We start from the raw sequence: 17,489 nt of genomic DNA, 5'->3' as shown, positions 1-17,489 counted from the left end.
AAGGTCGGCGGGGCCGACCGGACGGGTCAGCCGGCGGACGGCGGAGACTGCTCGAGGCAGTCTCCCAGGTCGGTGTGGGCCAGACCCCGGGTGAGCACCTCGCCGAAGACCTCGTCGGCGTCGAGCCGGCGGAGCTCCTCGGCCAGGCAGTCCTCCAGCGTGCGCAGCGGCAGCGGCACCCGCTGCACCGGCACCTCGGGCAGGTGCAGGTCGGCGATGTCGCCCTGCGGCCGGGAGAGGACGACGTCGCCGTCGGCGGTGTGCAGCCGCACTGCGGAGAGCGCCTGGAAGCGTCCGACATCGTCGCGGTGCAGGGTCACCGGCACCCGCAGGGAGCGTTGCAGCCAGGAGGCCAGCAGCGCCGCGCTGGGCAGCTCCGGGGCGGTCTCGACGGTGACCTCGGTGACCGAGGCGGGATCGAGCGTGTCCAGGATGCTGGCCAGCTGCACGCGCCAGCCGGTGAGCCGCGTCCAGGCGAGGTCCGAGTCGCCGTCGGTGTAGCTCGCGGCGAGCGTGCGCAGCGCCTGGAGCGGGCGCGGGTCCTTCGCCGTGTCGGTGATGCGCCGGTGGGCCAGCCGGCCGATGGAGGTCTCGCTGACCTTCGGCGGGATGTCGTCGGCCCACCAGGCGACGATCGGCGCGTCCGGCAGCAGCAGCGCCGAGACCATGGCCTCGCTGTGCTCGGCGAGCTCGCCGGAGCCGCGCAGCACGATGACCTCGGAGGCGCCGGCGTCGCCGCCGACGCGGATCTGCGCGTCCAGATGGGTCGGCTGCGAGGCGTCGCCGGTGGCCAGCACGATGATGCGGCAGGGATGCTCGCGGGAGGCCAGATTGGCCGCCTCGATGGCCGGCTCGGCGTTGTCCTCTGAGGTGAGGATCACCAGCGTCAGCACACGAGTGAGGGCGACGACGCCTCCGGCCTCGCGCAGCTGGTTCAGCTGCTTGGCGACCTTGGAGGTGGTGGTGTCGGGGATGTCTACGATCACGGCTGTCTCCTAGGGTCTGCGCCTACGGCCGGCGCCAGGTGCGTCCGTCGCGGGCCAGCAGCTCATGGGCCGAATCGGGGCCCCAGCTGCCGGGGGAGTAGGGCTCGGGCTGAGCATCCAGGGACGCCCAGTGATCCTCGAACGGGTCGAGGATCTTCCAGGAGAGCTCGACCTCCTGGTGCCGGGGGAACAGCGGCGGCTCGCCGAGCAGCACGTCCAGGATGAGCCGCTCGTAGGCCTCGGGGCTGTCCTCGGTGAACGCATGGCCGTAGCCGAAGTCCATCGTCACATCGCGGACCTCCATCTGTGTGCCGGGCACTTTGGAGGCGAAGCGGATCGTGGCGCCCTCGTCGGGCTGGATGCGGATGACCACCGCGTTCTGCCCGAACTCGGAGTCGTCGTGGTCGCGGAAGAGCAGGTTGGGAGCCCGCTTGAAGACCACGGCGATCTCGGTGACCCGCCGGCCGAGGCGCTTGCCGGCCCGGAGGTAGAAGGGCACCCCCGACCAGCGGCGGGTGTTGATGTCCAGCTTCAGCGCCGCGAAGGTCTCCGTCTTCGACGCGGGGTTGAAGCCCTCCTCGTCGAGGAACCCGACGACCTGCTCGCCGCCCTGCCAGCCGGAGGTGTACTGCCCCCGGGCCGAGGCGGCGTCGAGGTCCTCCGGGATCTGGACGGCGGCGAGGACCTTCTCCTTCTCCGTGCGCAGGTCGTCGGCGTCGAAGGAGATCGGCTCCTCCATCGCCGTCAGCGCCAGCAGCTGCAGCAGGTGGTTCTGGATCACGTCGCGGGCCGCGCCGACGCCGTCGTAGTAGCTGGCGCGGCCGCCGATGCCGATGTCCTCGGCCATGGTGATCTGCACGTGGTCGACGTGCTGGGCGTTCCACAGCGGCTCGAAGAGCTGGTTGGCGAAGCGCAGCGCCAGCAGGTTCTGCACCGTCTCCTTGCCCAGGTAATGGTCGATGCGGAAGACCGAGTCGGGGCGGAAGACCTGCTCGACGACGCGGTTCAGCTCCCGGGCCGAGGCCAGGTCGTGTCCGAAGGGCTTCTCGATGACCACGCGGCTCCACGGCGCCTCGGCGCGGCGGCCGGCGCCGGCCGCCGCGCCGGCGTCGACGACGTCGTCGCGGGAGGCCAGACCGTGCGAGGAGAGCTTCTGGCAGACGGCCTCGAAGGAGTTCGGCGGGATCGACAGGTAGAACGCGTGGTTGCCCTGCGTCCCGCGCGCGACGCGCAGCTCCTCGAGGGTCTCGTCGAGCCGCCGGTAGGCGTCGTCGTCGTCGAAGCCCTCCGAGGGAACGAAGCGCAGGCCGGCGGCGAGCTGCTCCCAGACGGTCTCGTCGAAGGCGGTGCGCGCCGAGGCTTCGACGTGGCCGCGGACCTCGGCGGCGAACTGCTCGTGGCTCCAGTCGCGACGGCCGAAGCCGACCAGCGAGAAGCTCGGCGGCAGCAGGCCGCGGTTGGCGAGGTCATAGAGCGCCGGCAGCAGCTTCTTCCGGGCCAGGTCTCCGGTGACGCCGAACATCACCATCGCGCTGGGGCCGGCGATGCGGCTCAGGCGTCGGTCGCGGACGTCGCGCAGCGGGTTGTTGCCGCCGGAGCTCGAGGTCCCGGGGCGGGCGGCGGGCTCCCGGCCGTCGGGCCGAAGCGTGGTGGTCATCGGGATCTCCTGGTCAGGACGGCGAGTGGACGACGTCGAGGATCTGCTGCAGGCCGGCGGCGCGGTCGGTCAGATGCAGCTGAACCACGGGCATGCCGTGGTCGGCGAGCACCTGGGCGTCGCCCGCCGCCTGGGCGGCGATGAGCTGCTGCAGCGTGAACGGGCGGTCGGGGACCTCCACGTCCTCGGCGGCGGTGGTGGTGATCTGCAGGAAGGTTCCCACATGCGGGCCGCCCTTGTGGAACTGGCCGGTGGAGTGCAGGAAGCGCGGGCCCCAGCCGAAGGTCACCGGGCGGCCGGCGCGCTGGGCCAGCTCCGGGCGGATCTCCTCCAGCGCGGTCTCCGAGGTGCGGTCCAGATAGGCCATCACGGCCAGGTAGCCGGCCTCCGGGATCTCCCCGACCAGCGCCTCGAGCACACCGGAGACGGTGGTCGCCGCGGCGGCCTGCGCGGCGTCGCCGGAGACGCGGATCTCCACGGCGCCGTCGACGACGGCGTGGCCGGCCTGCGGCGCCGGCGAGTCCAGCAGGCCGCGCGCGGCGGCCTTGGCGGATTCCACGTCCGGCTGGTCGAAGGGATTGATGCCCAGCAGCGAGCCCGCCACCGCCGTGGCGACCTCCCAGAGCACGAACTGGGCGCCCAGGCTGCCCCCGGTGCGCACGACGTGCGGCGAGGCCACGGTGTCGCCGAGGTCGCCGTCGACGGAGGTGCCGTCCTCGGCGTCGGGGTCGACGATCTGGACGACGAGCACGTCGTCGGCGTCGCGGGCCAGCTCGGGCTCGCCGTCGGCGACGAGGACCGGCAGCAGGCCGGTGCCCTCCTTGCCGGTGGACTCGGCGAGCAGCTGCTCGATCCAGGCCCCCAGGCCGACCAGCGGGGAGCCGGCGTCGACGAGGACCACCTTGTCGCGCAGCGGCCGGGTGCCGCCGACGGCGGCGCCGAGCTGCAGCCCCTGGTTGGTGGCGTCGTCGGCGGCCAGCACGCCCGCGGCCTCCTCGGCGTCGTCGAGCAGCTGTGCGACGTCGGCGCCGGCGAGCCCCGAGGGGACCAGGCCGAAGGCGGTGAGCGCCGAGTAGCGTCCGCCCACCGTCGCGTCGGCCTCGAAGACGGCACGCACGCCCTGGGCCGCAGACTGCTCGGCCAGCGGGGACCCGGGGTCGGTGACGACGACGGTCCGGCGCAGCGGATCGACGCCGGCGGCGGTCATCGCCCGCTGGACGATGCGCCGCTGCGAGTCGGTCTCCACTGTGGAGCCGGACTTCGAGGAGACGACCAGCACCGTGGACTCGATGTCCTCGGCGACCACTGCGGCGACGTGCTGCGGGTCGGTGGAATCCAGCACGGTCAGCTCCACGCCCTCGGTGGCGCAGATGACCTCCGGGGCGAGCGAGGAGCCGCCCATGCCGGCCAGCACGACCCGGGTCACCCCCTCATCGGCGAGCTCGGCGCGGAGCTGCTCGAGCCGCGGCAGCAGCGCGCGGGAGTCGTCGAAGAGCGCGACCCAGCCGAGACGCTTCGCGGCCTCGTCCTCCGCGGCGCGGCCCCACAGGGTGTGGTCCTTCGCGACCAGACGGGAGGCGAACTCGTGGTCGACGAGGCCGGGGACCTCGGCATCGACGGCCTCCCGCGCGGCGCCGCGCAGGGACAGGGAGAGCGAACTCATGGTGTGCATCCTTTCGAAGCGGGGCCGGTCGGTGCGGGGACGGACCGGTCGTCCGGGGCGGGTCCGCCGCAGGCGGCGGGGTGGGGGAGGGCGGTGTCCGATGCAGGTCCGGTCCCGCGGCTCCGCGCAGGCCGGGTCGATCCGGGGCCGGCCGGCCCCGGGACAGTGGGATGGAATGCGCTTTCCTGAGAGGTCCTGCCGGTGCGCGTCCGCGGCGCACCGGCAGGACCTCCTCAGCAGGGTCTCAGCTGTTGCGCCGCAGGCCCTCGGTGATGGTGTCGAGCAGCCCCTCCCAGGACTTCTCGAACTTCTCGACGCCCTCGGCCTCGAGCGTGTCGACGACGTCGCGGTAGGAGATGCCCATCGCGGAGATGCCGTCGAGGACGCGGTTGGCCTCCACGTACGTGTCGGAGAGGGTGTCGCCGTCGACGGTGCCGTGGTCGGCCAGCGCCTCCAGCGTCTTCTCCGGCATGGTGTTGACGACCCCGGCGCCGGCCAGCTCAGTCACGTAGAGCGTGTCCGAGAGGTTCGGGTCCTTGGTGCCGGTGGAGGCCAGCAGCAGGCGCTGCGGGTGGCCGCCGCGGTCGGCGAGGGCCTGCCAGCGCTCGGAGCCGAAGGACTCCCCGGCGATCTGGTGGGCCAGCCGCGCGTTGGCGATGGCGGCCTGGCTGCGCAGCGACGCGGCGTCCTGCTTGCCCTCCTCGGCGGCGAGCTCCAGCCGCTTGTCGACCTCGGCGTCCACGCGGGAGACGAAGAACGAGGCCACCGAATGGATGCGGGAGATGTCGTGGCCGTTCTCCAGCGCCTTCTCCAGCCCCAGCATGAAGGCGTTGATCACCGCGCGGTAGCGCTCCAGCGAGAAGACCAGCGTGACGTTGACGCTGATGCCGTCGGCCAGCACGGTCGAGATGGCCTCGAGGCCCTCGACGGTGGCCGGGATCTTGATCATCACGTTCTCGCGGCCGACGGCCTCGTACAGCTGCCGCGCCTGGGCGATGGTGCCCTCGGTGTCGCGGGCCAGACGCGGGTCGACCTCGATGGAGACCCGGCCGTCGACGCCGTCGGTGGCCGAGTGCACGTCGGCGAAGACGTCGCAGGCCTGGCGGACGTCGTCGGTGGTGATCTCGTAGACGGCCTTCTCGGCGTCGGCGCCGGCGGAGGCCAGCTCGGCGAGCTGCTGCTCGTAGGCCTCGCCGTTCTTCAGGGCGTTCTCGAAGATGGTCGGGTTGGTGGTCACGCCGACCACGTTCCGCCCGGCGATGAGCGTGGGCAGCTCGCCCGCGTTGAGCCGCTCGCGGGAGAGGTCGTCCAGCCAGATCGAGACCCCGAGGTCGGAGAGGGCCTGGGTGTTCGGGTTCGCAGTGGTGGTCTCAGGATTCGCAGTCATGGAATGTCTCCTGTCGGCGGGGCGGCGTCAGCGGACGTCTCCCCGGTATGAACGCTGTGCAGTCGGCGGGCTGTTCCCGATGCCCTCCGTGCCCCGGCGCGGGGCCGGGGCACGGACGATCCGGAGGCGGATCAGGGCGACGCGGCTCAGCTCGACGCGGCGGCGATGGACTCCTCGGCGGCCGCGGCGACGGCCTCCGTGGTGATGCCGAACTCGCGGTAGAGCGTCTTGTAGTCGGCGGAGGCGCCGAAGTGGTCCAGACCGACGATCCGACCGGCGTCGCCGACGATCTCGCGCCAGCCCTGCGGGTGGGCGGCCTCGACCGAGACGCGGGCCTTCACCGCAGCCGGCAGCACCTGCTCGCGGTACTCCGCGGTCTGCTCGGCGAACCACTCCTGCGAGGGCATGGAGATCACGCGGGCGGCGACGCCCGTCGAGGCCAGCTGCTCGCGGGCCTCCACGGCCAGGTGGACCTCGGAGCCGGTGCCGATCAGCAGCACGTCCGGAGTGACCACGGCGCCGTCGCGGACGGCCTCGGCCAGCACGTAGGCGCCCTTCGCGGCGCCCTCCACCGAGCCGAAGGCCTCGGCGGTGGCCTCGCCGGCGCCGCGCTCGAAGGTCGGGATGCCCTGGCGGGTCAGCGCCAGGCCTGCCGGCCGGTCCGCGCGCTTGAGGACCTCGCGCCAGGCGACGGCGACCTCGTTCGGGTCACCGGGCCGGACGACGTCCAGGCCGGGGATGGCCCGCAGGCTGGAGAGCTGCTCGACCGGCTGGTGGGTCGGGCCGTCCTCGCCGAGGCCGATGGAGTCGTGGGTCCAGACGAAGATCGAGCCCGCGCCCATCAGCGCCGCCAGCCGGACGGCCGGACGCTGGTAGTCGCTGAAGATCAGGAAGGTGCCGGCGTAGGTGCGCAGCGGCGTCGACAGCGAGATGCCGTTGGTGATCGCCGCCGCGGCGTGCTCGCGGACGCCGAAGTGCAGGTTCCGTCCATAGGGGTTGCCGGCGAACTTCGAGGTCGAGCGGCTCTCCGGGACGAACGACGGCGACTCGGTGATCAGCGTGTTGTTGGAGCCGGCGAGGTCGGCCGAGCCTCCCCACAGCTCCGGCAGCACCTCGCCGATGGCGTTGAGGACCTTGCCCGAGGCGGCACGGGTGGCCAGCGCGTCGCCGGCCGGGAACTCCGGCAGCGCCTGCTCCCAGTCCTCCGGCAGCTCGCCGGCCTGCAGCCGGTCGAGCAGCTGCGCGTTCTCCGGGTTGGCCTCGCGCCAGGCCTGGTAGGCGGTGTCCCACTCGCGGCGCGCCGCCGCGCCGCGGTCGGCGACCTGACGGGCGTGGGCGAGGACCTCGTCCTCGACGACGAAGTTCTGCTCCGGGTCGAAGCCCAGGACCGTCTTGACGCTCTGGACCTCCTCGCCGCCGAGCTTGGCGCCGTGGATCGCGCCGGTGTTCTGCTTGGTCGGCGCGGGCCAGCCGATGATCGTGCGCAGCGCGATCAGCGAGGGCTTGTCGGTGGCGGCCTTGGCCTCGGCGATAGCGCGGTCGAGCTCGGCGATGTCCTCGACGTAGTCGCCGGTCTTCGTCCAGTCGACGCGCTGCACGTGCCATCCGTAGGCGGCGTAGCGGGCCTCGACGTCCTCGGTGAAGGCGATCTCGGTGTCGTCCTCGATGGAGATCCGGTTGTCGTCCCAGATCACCACGAGGTTGCCGAGCTCCTGGTGGCCGGCCAGCGAGGAGGCCTCGGAGGTCACGCCCTCCTCGAGGTCGCCGTCGGAGGCGATGACGAAGACGCTGTGGTCGAACGGGGACTCGCCGGCCGGGGCCTCGGGGTCCAGCAGGCCGCGCATGCGGCGCTGGCCGTAGGCGAAGCCGACGGAGGAGGCCAGGCCCTGGCCCAGCGGGCCGGTGGTCATCTCCACGCCGTCGGTGTGGCCGTACTCCGGGTGGCCCGGGGTCAGCGAGCCCCAGGTGCGCAGCGCCGCGACGTCGTCGAGCTGCAGGCCGTAGCCGGAGAAGTAGAGCTGCAGGTACAGCGTCAGCGAGCTGTGCCCGGCCGAGAGGATGAAGCGGTCGCGGCCGATCCACTCCGGGTCCTCGGGGTCGTGCTTCATGGCGCGCTGGAAGAGCAGATAAGCGGCCGGGGCCAGCGACATGGCCGTGCCCGGGTGGCCGGCGCCGGGGCTGTTCTCCACCGCGTCGGCGGAGAGCACGCGCAGCGTGTCCACGGCCCGCCGATCGAGATCGGTGAAGACGGCGGAGTCGTTCACGGCTGTATCGGTCACTGAAGTTCCTCCAAGGTGTCTACGGATGACGAAGAGAGGCCGCACATCGTCGTGCCGCGCCCGTCCAGAGTACCGCCGCACAGCCTCTGTGTCTCGCATCATGTGGGGATCGTCGAACGCTCACGAGAGCGCATGATCCCTCTGAGGTCGGAGCCTCCGGCGGGCGTCGGACCCTCGGTCCCCATCCTCCTCCTCGCCGCCGTCGCGCGCCAGGGGAGGGTGCTGGGTGACGGCCCGGAATGCGGGACCCGCCCGGCCGGCGCCGCGGGTCAGCAGTGCTCAGATGAGCAGATCGGGAGGACCGGACCGTGCGGAGGATGACGTCCGACGACGGCGGAGGTTCCGGCGCCGGCTCAGCCCATCCCGAGCGCCAGCCGGACCAGGTCCAGCGATCGATGGCGGATCACCAGGTCCGCCTGGTCGGCCAGCGCCGGCTTCGGGCAGAAGGCGACGCCGACGCCGGCGGCGGTGACCATGTCCAGGTCGTTGGCGCCGTCGCCGATCGCGACCACCGAGGAGGACGGGAGGCCCGCGGCCGCCGCCCACTCGTGCATCCGGGCGGCCTTCGCCGCCCGGTCGACGACCGGTCCGGCGACCGCTCCGGTGAGTGCGTCCTCGGCCACGGCTAGGTCGTTGGCGCCGACCTCGCTCAGCCCCAGCCGTGCCGCCAGCGGCTCGAGCACCTGCAGGAAGCCGCCCGAGACCGCGTGGACGGGCCAGCCGCGGCGGCTGCAGGCGGCGATGAGCTCCGCGGCTCCGCAGGTGGGGGAGACCGCCTCGACGGTGGAGGCGATCACCGAGGTCGGCAGTCCAGTCAGGGCCGCGACCCGTTCGTGCAGCGAGGCGGCGAAGTCCAGCTCGCCGCGCATCGCCCGCTCGGTGACCTCCGCGACCTCTGCCTCGCGGCCGGCGTGGGCGGCCAGCAGCTCGATGACCTCCTGGTCGATGAGCGTGGAGTCGACATCCATGATCAGCATCCCCGGATCCGCGGGGCGGAGCGCCGCCGGAAGCACGGTGACGGTCGCCTCCTGCGGCGCGTCGAGCTGCGCGGCGGCGTCCTCGAGCAGCGAGACCAGCAGCTGGTGGCCGTGGCCGTCGTCGGAGTCGGTCAGCGTCGTCGACCAGCGGGCCGCGCGCACCGTCGTCGGCTCGGCCGCGCCGACCGCGCGGACCGGGACGTCGTGGACCTCCACCGCGTGGACGGCGCCGCGGCGGCGCATCTCCGCGGTGAGGGCGCGCAGCAGCGGAGCGGGCAGCGTCTCGGCGGCGAGCATCGCCACTGTGCCGGCAGGCAGGTCGGCGGGAGCGTCGGCGGGGCGGTCGGCGGAGGCCGCCGACGAGGAGGGGGAGGAGGCGGCGGGCGTGGACTCAGTCATGATGGCTCCAGAATAGCGTCGCCATGACGCGGCCGCCGTGCGCCCGGCACGGTTTCGATAGTGTGGGGCGCATGAGTCCAGTCCTCGATCTCCAAGACGTCAGCGTCCGCCGCGGCCGCACGCATCTGCTCGACGACGTGTCCTGGACGGTCGGCGAGGACGAGCGGTGGGTGGTGCTGGGCCCCAACGGCGCCGGCAAGACCACGCTGCTGCAGGTCGCCGCCGCCCGCCTGCACCCGACCAGCGGCGCGGTGCAGATCCTCGACGAGACCCTCGGCGCCGTCGACGTCTTCGAGCTGCGTCCGCGCATCGGCCTGTGCTCCAACGCGGTGGCGGGCTCGCTGCCGGAGCGCGAGACCGCGCTCAACGCCGTGGTCACCGCCGCCTACGGCGTCACCGGCCGCTGGCGCGAGGAGTACGAGCGCCTCGACGAGCGCCGGGCCTTCGAGCTGCTCGACGCCTGGGGCGTGAGCACGGCCTTCGACCGCCCGTTCAGCAGCCTCAGCGAGGGCGAGCGCAAACGGGTGCAGATCGCTCGGGCGCTGATGACCGACCCCGAGCTGCTGCTCCTCGACGAGCCCGGCGCCGGCCTGGACCTGGCCGGCCGCGAGTGGCTGGTCCAGCGCACCTCGCGACTGATCGGCGCCGAGGACGCTCCGGCGACGGTGCTGGTCACCCACCACCTCGAGGAGATCCCGCCGGGCTTCACCCATGTGCTGATGCTGCGCGACGGCCGGACCGTCGCCTCCGGGCCGATCGACGAGACGCTGACCGCGGAGACGCTCTCCGAGACCTTCGACATGCCGCTCGAGCTGCACCGCCGCGACGGACGGTTCTCGGCCTTCGCCGCCTCCTGATGGAGCTGCTGGGGCTCGGCCTCGACCAGATCCTGATCATCGCCCTGGCGGCGATCTGGGCCGGGGCGATCAACGTCGTCGTCGGCTCCGGCACGTTGGTGACCTTCCCGGTGCTGGTCGCCGTCGGCTTCCCTCCGGTGACTGCGACGATCTCCAACGCGATGGGGCTCATCGCCGGCAACGTCACCGGCACGCTGGGCTATCGCCGCGAGATCGCCCAGGTGCGCACCACGCTGCTGCGCCTGGTGCCGGCCTCGCTGGTCGGCGGCGTCATCGGGGCGCTGCTGCTGCTCACGCTGCCGGAGCAGGTCTTCGAGACCGTCGCTCCGCTGCTCATCGTCGTCGCGCTGGGCTTCGTCCTCGGCCAGCCGCGGCTGAAGAGATGGGTAGCCTCCCGTGCCGCCCGGGCCCGGGACGAGCAGCCGGCCGGCCGGCCGGTCGACCCCGACCCGCGCCCCTCGGCCGCGCTGACGGCGCTGGTCTTCGGCGCCGGCGTCTACGGCGGCTACTTCGTCGCCGCCCAGGGCGTGCTGCTGGTCGGCATCCTCGGAGTCTTCCTCGCCGGCACCATGCAGCACGCCAACGCGGTGAAGAACGCGCTGGTGCTCACCGTGAACCTGACGGCGGCGGCGAGCTACCTGCTGCTGGCCTTCGACCGCATCGCCTGGCCGGTGGTGCTCATCGTCGCCGTGGGCTCGACGATCGGCGGATTCGCCGGCGCCTGGGTGGGACGGCGGCTCAGTCCCGGGGTGCTGCGCGGGGTGATCGTCGTGCTGGGGCTGGTGGCGCTGGGCGTCATGGTCCGCGATCTGGTGGTCGGATGAGCGACCTGCCCGCGACGTCGGCGGCGGAGGCCGTGCCGGATCCGGTGATCCGGCTGGACGGCGTCGACCTGCGGCCCGGAGCCTCGGCCGCGGCGGTGGCCTGCTGGGAGTTGGGCCGGCGACCCGGTCTGGGTTAACATGTCATGTTGGTCCACCATGGACTGAGACGATCCACGCGCTTCTGGCAAAAACCAGCGGCAGACACGAAGGACACGTGAACCTATGCAGTCTGACATCCACCCCGCCTACGCGCCGGTCATCTTCAACGACCTGGCCTCCGGCGAGAAGGTCCTGACCCGCTCCACCGCCACCTCCGAGAAGACCATGGAGTGGGAGGACGGCAACACCTACCCGGTGATCGACGTCGAGATCTCCGCCGCGTCGCACCCGTTCTACACCGGCAAGCAGCGGATCATGGACTCCGCCGGCCGCGTGGACAAGTTCAACAAGCGCTTCAAGGGCTTCGGCGGCGGCCAGTGAGCTGCTGACCGACGACGGTCCGTCGCACGAAGGGGGTCTCGACTGCGGTCGAGGCCCCCTTCGTCGTGCGCGCCGGCGGCGGCGCCGAGCGTAGGATGGGGGCCATGAGTGCTGTCGAGCGCGCCCACCGAGACGAGGACGTCCCCCACGGCGAGTACAAGGTTCCCGGCGGCAAGCTGGTCGTGGTCGATGTGACCGTCGACCCGGACCGGGGCGTCATCGGCGACGCCTCGGTCAACGGTGATTTCTTCCTGGAGCCGGACGAGGCTCTGGCCGACATCAACCACGCGCTGGTGGGGCTGCCGACCGACGCCTCCCGGGCGACGATCGCCGAGGCCGTCCGCTCCGGGCTGCGCGCCGAGGCCGAGCTGTTCGGCTTCGACCCCGAGGCGGTGGGCATCGCCGTGCGCCGGGCGCTGGGCCACGCCACCCGCTGGCAGGATCACCGCTGGGAGGTGCTGCCGGCGCAGAAGCTGCCCATCGCGCTGCACGCGGCCCTCGACCAGGTGCTCACCGAAGAAGTCGCCGCGGGGAACCGGCCGCCGCTGATGCGGCTCTGGGACTGGAACGAGCGGGCCGTGGTGATCGGCTCCTTCCAGTCGCTGGCCAACGAGGTCGACGCCGAGGCCGCCGCCGCCCAGGACACCACCGTCGTCCGGCGCATCTCCGGCGGCGGGGCGATGTTCATGGAGCCGGGCAACTGCGTGACCTATTCGCTGTCGCTGCCGACGTCGCTGGTCGACGGGATGAGCTTCGCCGATTCCTACCCCTTCCTCGACTCCTGGATGATGGAGGCGCTGCGCGAGGTCGGCGTGGAGGCGGAGTATCAGCCGCTCAACGACGTCGTCTCCCCGCAGGGCAAGATCGGCGGCGCGGCGCAGAAGCGGCTGGCCGGCGGCGCGATGGTGCACCACGTGACGATGAGCTACGACATGGACGCCGAGCGGATGATGCAGGTGCTGCGGATAGGGCGCGAGAAGATCTCCGACAAGGGGATCCGCTCGGCGGTGAAGCGCGTGGACCCGCTGCGCAGCCAGACGGGCATGGCCCGCGAGGACATCCTGGACACGTTCGTGGAGGTCTTCGCCCGGCGCCACGGCGCAGAGGTCGCCGAGATCCGCGAGCATGAGATGGACCGGGCCCGGCGGCTGGTGGAGGAGAAGTTCGGCACCGAGGAGTGGACAGCCCGGGTGCCCTGAGCCGGTCGGCGGGACGGGCGCGGCGGTGTGCCGGATGCGCCGAGGGGTGCCGGGGAGTCGAGGAGGTCGTGGTGACTCGAGGCGCCGATTGGTGGGCGGCGGCCGGGCCGTGCTAGAGTTTTCTGGTGCCGCCGACGGCGTCGGCGGTGCACGGCACCTGCGCGGGTGGCGGAATAGGTAGACGCGCTAGCTTGAGGTGCTAGTCCTCGTATTAGAGGGTACGGGTTCAAGTCCCGTCTCGCGCACGAACGGCAGAAGCCCCGGATCGATCCCCAGCGGATCGGCCCGGGGCTTCGTTCGTGCGCGGCGCCGAGCCGGCGGCCGGGAGCGCCGAGCCGGCCGGATCGGCGGCAGTTCCCAGCACGCCCGAGAGCCCTGTCGATATCAATCAGCCATGACACGTACCATCGGCGCATAGGTCCTGCGGCGATCGGCCCACGGCGGCGCTCGTCTCGGTGACCGTCCACACCGTCATGCGCCGACTCCCTGACCCACCGGGCTCGCGCCGCGAGCTCGGTGGGGGACCGGCCGCTCAGGACGGCAGTCACAGCACCGCACCTCATGGAGGGCAGAACACGTGGATTTACTGACAACAGGCGGCGCGATCGCGATCCTGATCATCCTGGTCGTGGCGGTCGTGCTCGCCGGGATCGTCGGGCTGATCATCATGCGCGCCTGGACGAAGGTCGCCCGTGCGGACGAGGCCCTGGTGGTCACCGGCAAGTCCTCGAAGTCCGACGCGCCGGAGACGCGGCCCAAACAGGTCATCGTCAACGGACGGGCGATCGTCAACCCGATCCGCCAGCGGCACGAGATCATCTCGCTGCGCTCCCGACAGGTCTCGATGACCGTCACCGCGCAGAGCCATGACAACGTGACCATCAACGCCGAGGCAGTGGCGCTGGTGAAGATCGGCAGCGGGGTCGAGGACGTCAAGGCGGCCTCCGAGCGCTTCGCCTCCCAGGACGAGGCCGTGGTCGAATACACCCAGGACCAGCTCGAAGGCGCGCTGCGCGGCCTGATGGCCCAGCAGACGGTCATCCAGCTGATGCGGGACCGGCAGAAGTTCTCCGAGGAGATCTCCCGGTCGATCTCCCCGGAGCTGCGGACCCAGGGTCTGCTGCTGGACTCCTTCCAGATCCGCGAGATCACCGACGACTCGGGCTACATCTCCTCGCTGGGCGCTCCGGAGATCGAGGCGAAGCGCCAGGCGGCGGAGATCGCCGCGACCAACGCCGAGCGCGCCATCGCCAAGGAACGGATCGCGAACAACGAGCAGAACCTCATCGAGGAGACCGAGTACGACTCGAACCAGGCCGCAGCGACGTCCCGTGTGGGGCAGGCGCGGGCCGAAGCAGAGCAGGCCGAGGCCCTGGCCGGGGAGAAGGCGCGACAGCAGGTGCTCGGCCAGCAGGCGGAGAACCGTCAGTCCGAGCTGGACGCCGAGGTCAAGCGCGTCGCCGACGCCGACCTCTACAAGCAGCAGAAGCGCGCCGACGCCGAAGCCTACGAGCGCACCAAGGCCGCCGAGGCCGAAGCCCTGGTCGCCGAGTCGGAGGCCCGCGCGCGCCGGCAGCGCTCCGAAGCCGAGGCCGCCGCGATCCGCGAGGAGGGCGAGGCCAAGGCCGCGGCCATCCGCGCAGAGGCCGAAGCGCTGCGCGAGAACCAGGAAGCGGTGCTGGCCCGTGAGGCGTTGGCCGTGCTGCCCCAGCTGATGGACTCCTTCGCCGCCGGCTATGCCAACGTCGGCTCGATGACGCTGATCGGCGGATCCGGCGAGTCGGGAGCCTCCGAACACTTCGACGGAGAGTCCTCGGTGGCCCTGGCCGGGGTGTTCAAGCGTGTCGAGGCCGCCACCGGCATCGACCTGGGGTCGATCCTGCAGGCCAAGGTCCAGGGCGAGGCCGTCGGCACCGCGATCTCCGAGTCCGGTCGCCGCGACGTCGGAGGATCTGCCGGGGTGCCGGCCGCGTCCTCCGCGGCCGACGGCGACGAGTCGCGCCGGGAGCCCGGCACGTCGTCGCCGGAGTCCGGCGAGTGACGCTCGACCGCCCGGGCTCCGGGCCGCGCGGCTGACGGGAGACCGGGCTCTCCGCCGCGCCCGCCGCTGACCGGAGCGGGATCGCGGCTTCTCGCGTTCCCGGTGATCAGGCTCCCGTCGACCAGGAGATCCTCCTGGTCGACGGGAGCCTTCTTCGTCGGCCGAGGGTTCCGGTCCCGGGCCCCGCGATAGGCTGGGCACCGGCGAGACCACCCCACCGTCTGCAGGAGGCGCTGATGACCCCCACCGATGCCGACACCGTCGATCCCGCGGCGCAGGCCGAGGCCGACGTCGTCGCATTCTGCCGCGACCTGATCCGCATGGACACGCAGAACTGGGGCGGCGGGGAAGCTTGCGGCGAGCGTGAGGCGGCCGAGTACTGTGCGGCGATCCTGCGGCAGGCCGGCCTCGAGCCCGAGCTCGTCGAGACGGCGCCGGGCCGGACCTCGGTGGTGGCGCGGATGGCCGGCACCGATCCGGAGGCGGGTGCGCTGGTGGTCCACGGTCATCTCGACGTGGTCCCCGCCCAGGCGGCCGACTGGCAGGTGGACCCGTTCTCCGCCGAGATCGTCGACGGCATGATCTGGGGCCGCGGCGCGGTGGACATGAAGGACATGGACGCGATGATCCTCGCCGCCGTGCTGCGCATGAGCCGCGAGGGACGCCGTCCCCGACGTGATCTCATCATCGCCTTCTTCGCCGACGAGGAGGACAACGGCCGCTGGGGCGCTGGGCGGATCGTCGCCGACCGGCCCGAGCTCTTCGACGGCGCGACCGAGGCGATCAGCGAGGTCGGCGGGTTCTCCGCCGACATCGCCGGCCGGCGGGCCTACCTGATCCAGACCGGGGAGAAGGGCCTGCACTGGACGAAGATGATCGCCGAGGGGACCGCCGGCCACGGCTCGGCCGTGCAGCGCGACAACCCGGTGGTCACCCTGGGGGAGGCCGTCGCCGCGATCGGCGCGCACTGCTGGCCGATCGAGTACACCAAGACCACGCGCGCGCTGATGGAGCAGCTCTCCGAGCTCACCGGGATCCCCTTCGACGAGGAGGACCCCGCGCCGCTGCTGGAGGCCACCGGGTCCACGGCGAAGTTCATCGCCGCGACGCTGCAGAACACCTCCAATCCGACGGCGCTCGACGCCGGCTATAAGCACAATGTGGTCCCCGGATCCGCCGAGGCGCTGGTCGACGCGCGCACGCTGCCGGAGCAGGACGCGAAGGTCGCCGCCACGCTGGCCGAGCTGGCCGGCGAGAAGGTGCGCTTCGAGCTGCAGAACGGCGGCCCCTCGCTGGAGGTGCCGTTCTCCGGAGCGCTGGTCGAGGGCATGGTCTCCAGCCTGCGCGCCGAGGACCCCGATGCAGTGGTGCTGCCGTACATGCTCGGCGGCGGCACCGACAACAAGCATCTGGCCGCGCTCGGCATCTCCGGCTACGGCTTCGCCCCGCTGCGCCTGCCCGCCGAGCTGGACTTCACCGGGATGTTCCACGGCGTCGACGAGCGGGTGCCGGTGGATGCGCTGCAGTTCGGCGTCCGCGTGCTGCACCGCTTCCTGGAGGCGCAGTGACGGCGGGGCCGGCGGCGGGCGCCGGGATCGCCGAGGTGCTGGACCCGGCGCTGCTGGGCCGCATCCGGGAACGCGCCGCCGACTTCGACGCGCGCAACGCCTTCTGCCACGAGGACGTCGAGGAGCTCGCCGCCGCCGGGCTGCTGCGGGGACTGGTCCCGGTCGAGCACGGCGGCCTGGGCTGGGACCTGCCGACCGCCGCGGCCGCCCAGCGGCTGCTGGCCGCCCACGCACCGGCCACCGCGCTGGCGGTGAACATGCACCAGGTCTGGGTCGCCGCCGCCCGACGGATGGTCGCCGGCGGCCATGCGGAGTTCGTCCAGGTCCTCGACGAGGCCGCCGCCGGCGAGATCTTCGCCTTCGGGATCTCCGAGCCGGGCAACGACGCGGTGCTCTTCGACTCCACCACCGACGTGCGCACCGACGCCGACGGCTCGGCGTCGTTCACCGGACTGAAGATCTTCACCTCGCTCACCCCGGTCTGGACCCGGCTGGGACTGCTCGGCCGCGACGTCGACGGCGGCGAGACGCCGCTGGTGGTCGGGTTCCTGCCGCGCTCGGCCGAGGGATGGTCGCCCGCCGGGGAGTGGGATGCCCTGGGGATGCGCGCCTCGGGCTCCTTCGCCACGGCGCTGGACGACGCGACGGTGCCCGCCGAGCGGGTGGTGCGCCGGCTGCCCGCCGGCCCGAACCGGGATCCGCTGATCTTCGCGATCTTCTCCAGCTTCCTCGGGCTGCTCTCGGCGGTCTACACCGGACTCGGCGACCGGGCGCTCGAGCTCGGCGCCGAGCACGCCGCCGCACGGACGGCGCTGACCACCGGGCGGGCGCTCGCGCAGGACCCCGACGTGCGCTATCGGCTGGCCGAGGCGCAGCTCGAGCAGCTGGCCCTCGACGCCCAGCTGCGCGGGACGCTGACCGATCTGGAGTCCGGCGTCGATCACGGCGAGACCTGGTTCCCGCGTCTGGTCTCGCTGCGCACGCGGGCCACGCGCACCGCACGGGCCGCCGTCGACGCCGCGCTGCAGGTCGGCGGGGGAGGGCAGTATGCCCGGACGAGCGAGCTGTCCCGGCTGCACCGGGACGTGCTGGCCGGCATCCACCATCCCTCCGACGACGCCTCGGCGCACCGGACGCTGGCCGCCCAGCTGCTCGGTCCCCTGGAGGACTGA

The 17,489-nt window shown here is 72.4% G+C and carries 14 protein-coding genes and 1 tRNA gene; 9 read left to right on the top strand and 6 right to left on the bottom strand.

Annotated features, from left to right (window positions below; translation table 11 throughout):
• Positions 1–26: 26 nt before the first annotated feature.
• The 6 genes from GCL72_RS06280 to serB all read right to left on the bottom strand — a co-directional run bounded on the left by GCL72_RS06280 (position 27) and on the right by serB (position 9,348).
• Entirely contained in the window at positions 27–986 is a 960-nt protein-coding gene (locus tag GCL72_RS06280; RefSeq protein ID WP_153143850.1) for a glucose-6-phosphate dehydrogenase assembly protein OpcA, read from the bottom strand.
• A gap of 22 nt (positions 987–1,008) precedes the next feature.
• Positions 1,009–2,643 carry a glucose-6-phosphate dehydrogenase gene (zwf, locus tag GCL72_RS06275; protein ID WP_246161047.1) on the bottom strand — a complete coding sequence of 545 codons (1,635 nt, stop codon included), beginning with the start codon at positions 2,641–2,643 and terminating at the stop codon, positions 1,009–1,011.
• Positions 2,644–2,656: 13 nt separating this feature from the next.
• Positions 2,657–4,306, bottom strand: a complete 1,650-nt coding sequence (locus GCL72_RS06270) for a glucose-6-phosphate isomerase (protein WP_153143849.1) — start codon at positions 4,304–4,306, stop codon at positions 2,657–2,659.
• 244 nt (positions 4,307–4,550) lie between these two features.
• Entirely contained in the window at positions 4,551–5,693 is a 1,143-nt protein-coding gene (gene tal, locus GCL72_RS06265) for a transaldolase (protein ID WP_153143848.1), read from the bottom strand.
• Between the two features lie 146 nt (positions 5,694–5,839).
• Entirely contained in the window at positions 5,840–7,972 is a 2,133-nt protein-coding gene (tkt, locus tag GCL72_RS06260) for a transketolase (RefSeq protein WP_170289574.1), read from the bottom strand.
• Positions 7,973–8,325: 353 nt separating this feature from the next.
• A complete protein-coding gene (gene serB / locus GCL72_RS06255; RefSeq protein WP_246161046.1) occupies positions 8,326–9,348 on the bottom strand; it encodes a phosphoserine phosphatase SerB in 1,023 nt (340 codons plus the stop codon).
• 71 nt (positions 9,349–9,419) lie between these two features.
• Here serB and GCL72_RS06250 point away from each other — a divergent pair, with 71 nt between their 5' ends.
• The 9 genes from GCL72_RS06250 to GCL72_RS06210 all read left to right on the top strand — a co-directional run bounded on the left by GCL72_RS06250 (position 9,420) and on the right by GCL72_RS06210 (position 17,489).
• Positions 9,420–10,205, top strand: coding sequence for an ABC transporter ATP-binding protein (locus GCL72_RS06250; RefSeq protein ID WP_153143847.1), 786 nt, complete (start codon positions 9,420–9,422; stop codon positions 10,203–10,205).
• On the top strand, positions 10,205–11,029 hold the full coding sequence (locus tag GCL72_RS06245) for a sulfite exporter TauE/SafE family protein (RefSeq protein ID WP_153143846.1): 825 nt from the start codon (positions 10,205–10,207) through the stop codon (positions 11,027–11,029). The genes GCL72_RS06250 and GCL72_RS06245 overlap by 1 nt, the downstream gene beginning before the upstream one ends.
• A complete protein-coding gene (locus GCL72_RS06240) occupies positions 11,026–11,166 on the top strand; it encodes a hypothetical protein (protein WP_153143845.1) in 141 nt (46 codons plus the stop codon). Before GCL72_RS06245 ends, GCL72_RS06240 begins: the two co-directional genes overlap by 4 nt.
• 85 nt (positions 11,167–11,251) lie before the next feature.
• A complete protein-coding gene (locus tag GCL72_RS06235; protein ID WP_010525047.1) occupies positions 11,252–11,509 on the top strand; it encodes a type B 50S ribosomal protein L31 in 258 nt (85 codons plus the stop codon).
• Positions 11,510–11,613: 104 nt separating this feature from the next.
• Positions 11,614–12,708: a lipoate-protein ligase LplAB gene (gene lplAB / locus GCL72_RS06230; RefSeq protein WP_153143844.1), complete on the top strand. Its 1,095-nt coding sequence runs from the start codon at positions 11,614–11,616 to the stop codon at positions 12,706–12,708.
• A 159-nt stretch (positions 12,709–12,867) separates the two neighbouring features.
• Positions 12,868–12,953: transfer RNA gene (locus GCL72_RS06225), tRNA-Leu, on the top strand.
• A gap of 332 nt (positions 12,954–13,285) precedes the next feature.
• On the top strand, positions 13,286–14,749 hold the full coding sequence (locus GCL72_RS06220) for an SPFH domain-containing protein (RefSeq protein WP_153143843.1): 1,464 nt from the start codon (positions 13,286–13,288) through the stop codon (positions 14,747–14,749).
• 236 nt (positions 14,750–14,985) lie between these two features.
• Positions 14,986–16,317: a M20/M25/M40 family metallo-hydrolase gene (locus GCL72_RS06215; RefSeq protein WP_153143842.1), complete on the top strand. Its 1,332-nt coding sequence runs from the start codon at positions 14,986–14,988 to the stop codon at positions 16,315–16,317.
• Entirely contained in the window at positions 16,314–17,489 is a 1,176-nt protein-coding gene (locus GCL72_RS06210) for an acyl-CoA dehydrogenase family protein (protein WP_153143841.1), read from the top strand. Before GCL72_RS06215 ends, GCL72_RS06210 begins: the two co-directional genes overlap by 4 nt.

This window comes from Nesterenkonia halophila, from assembly GCF_009467795.1.
Taxonomy (GTDB): Bacteria; Actinomycetota; Actinomycetes; order Actinomycetales; family Micrococcaceae; genus Nesterenkonia; species Nesterenkonia halobia.
This window is presented reverse-complemented; position numbering and strand designations above follow the sequence as displayed.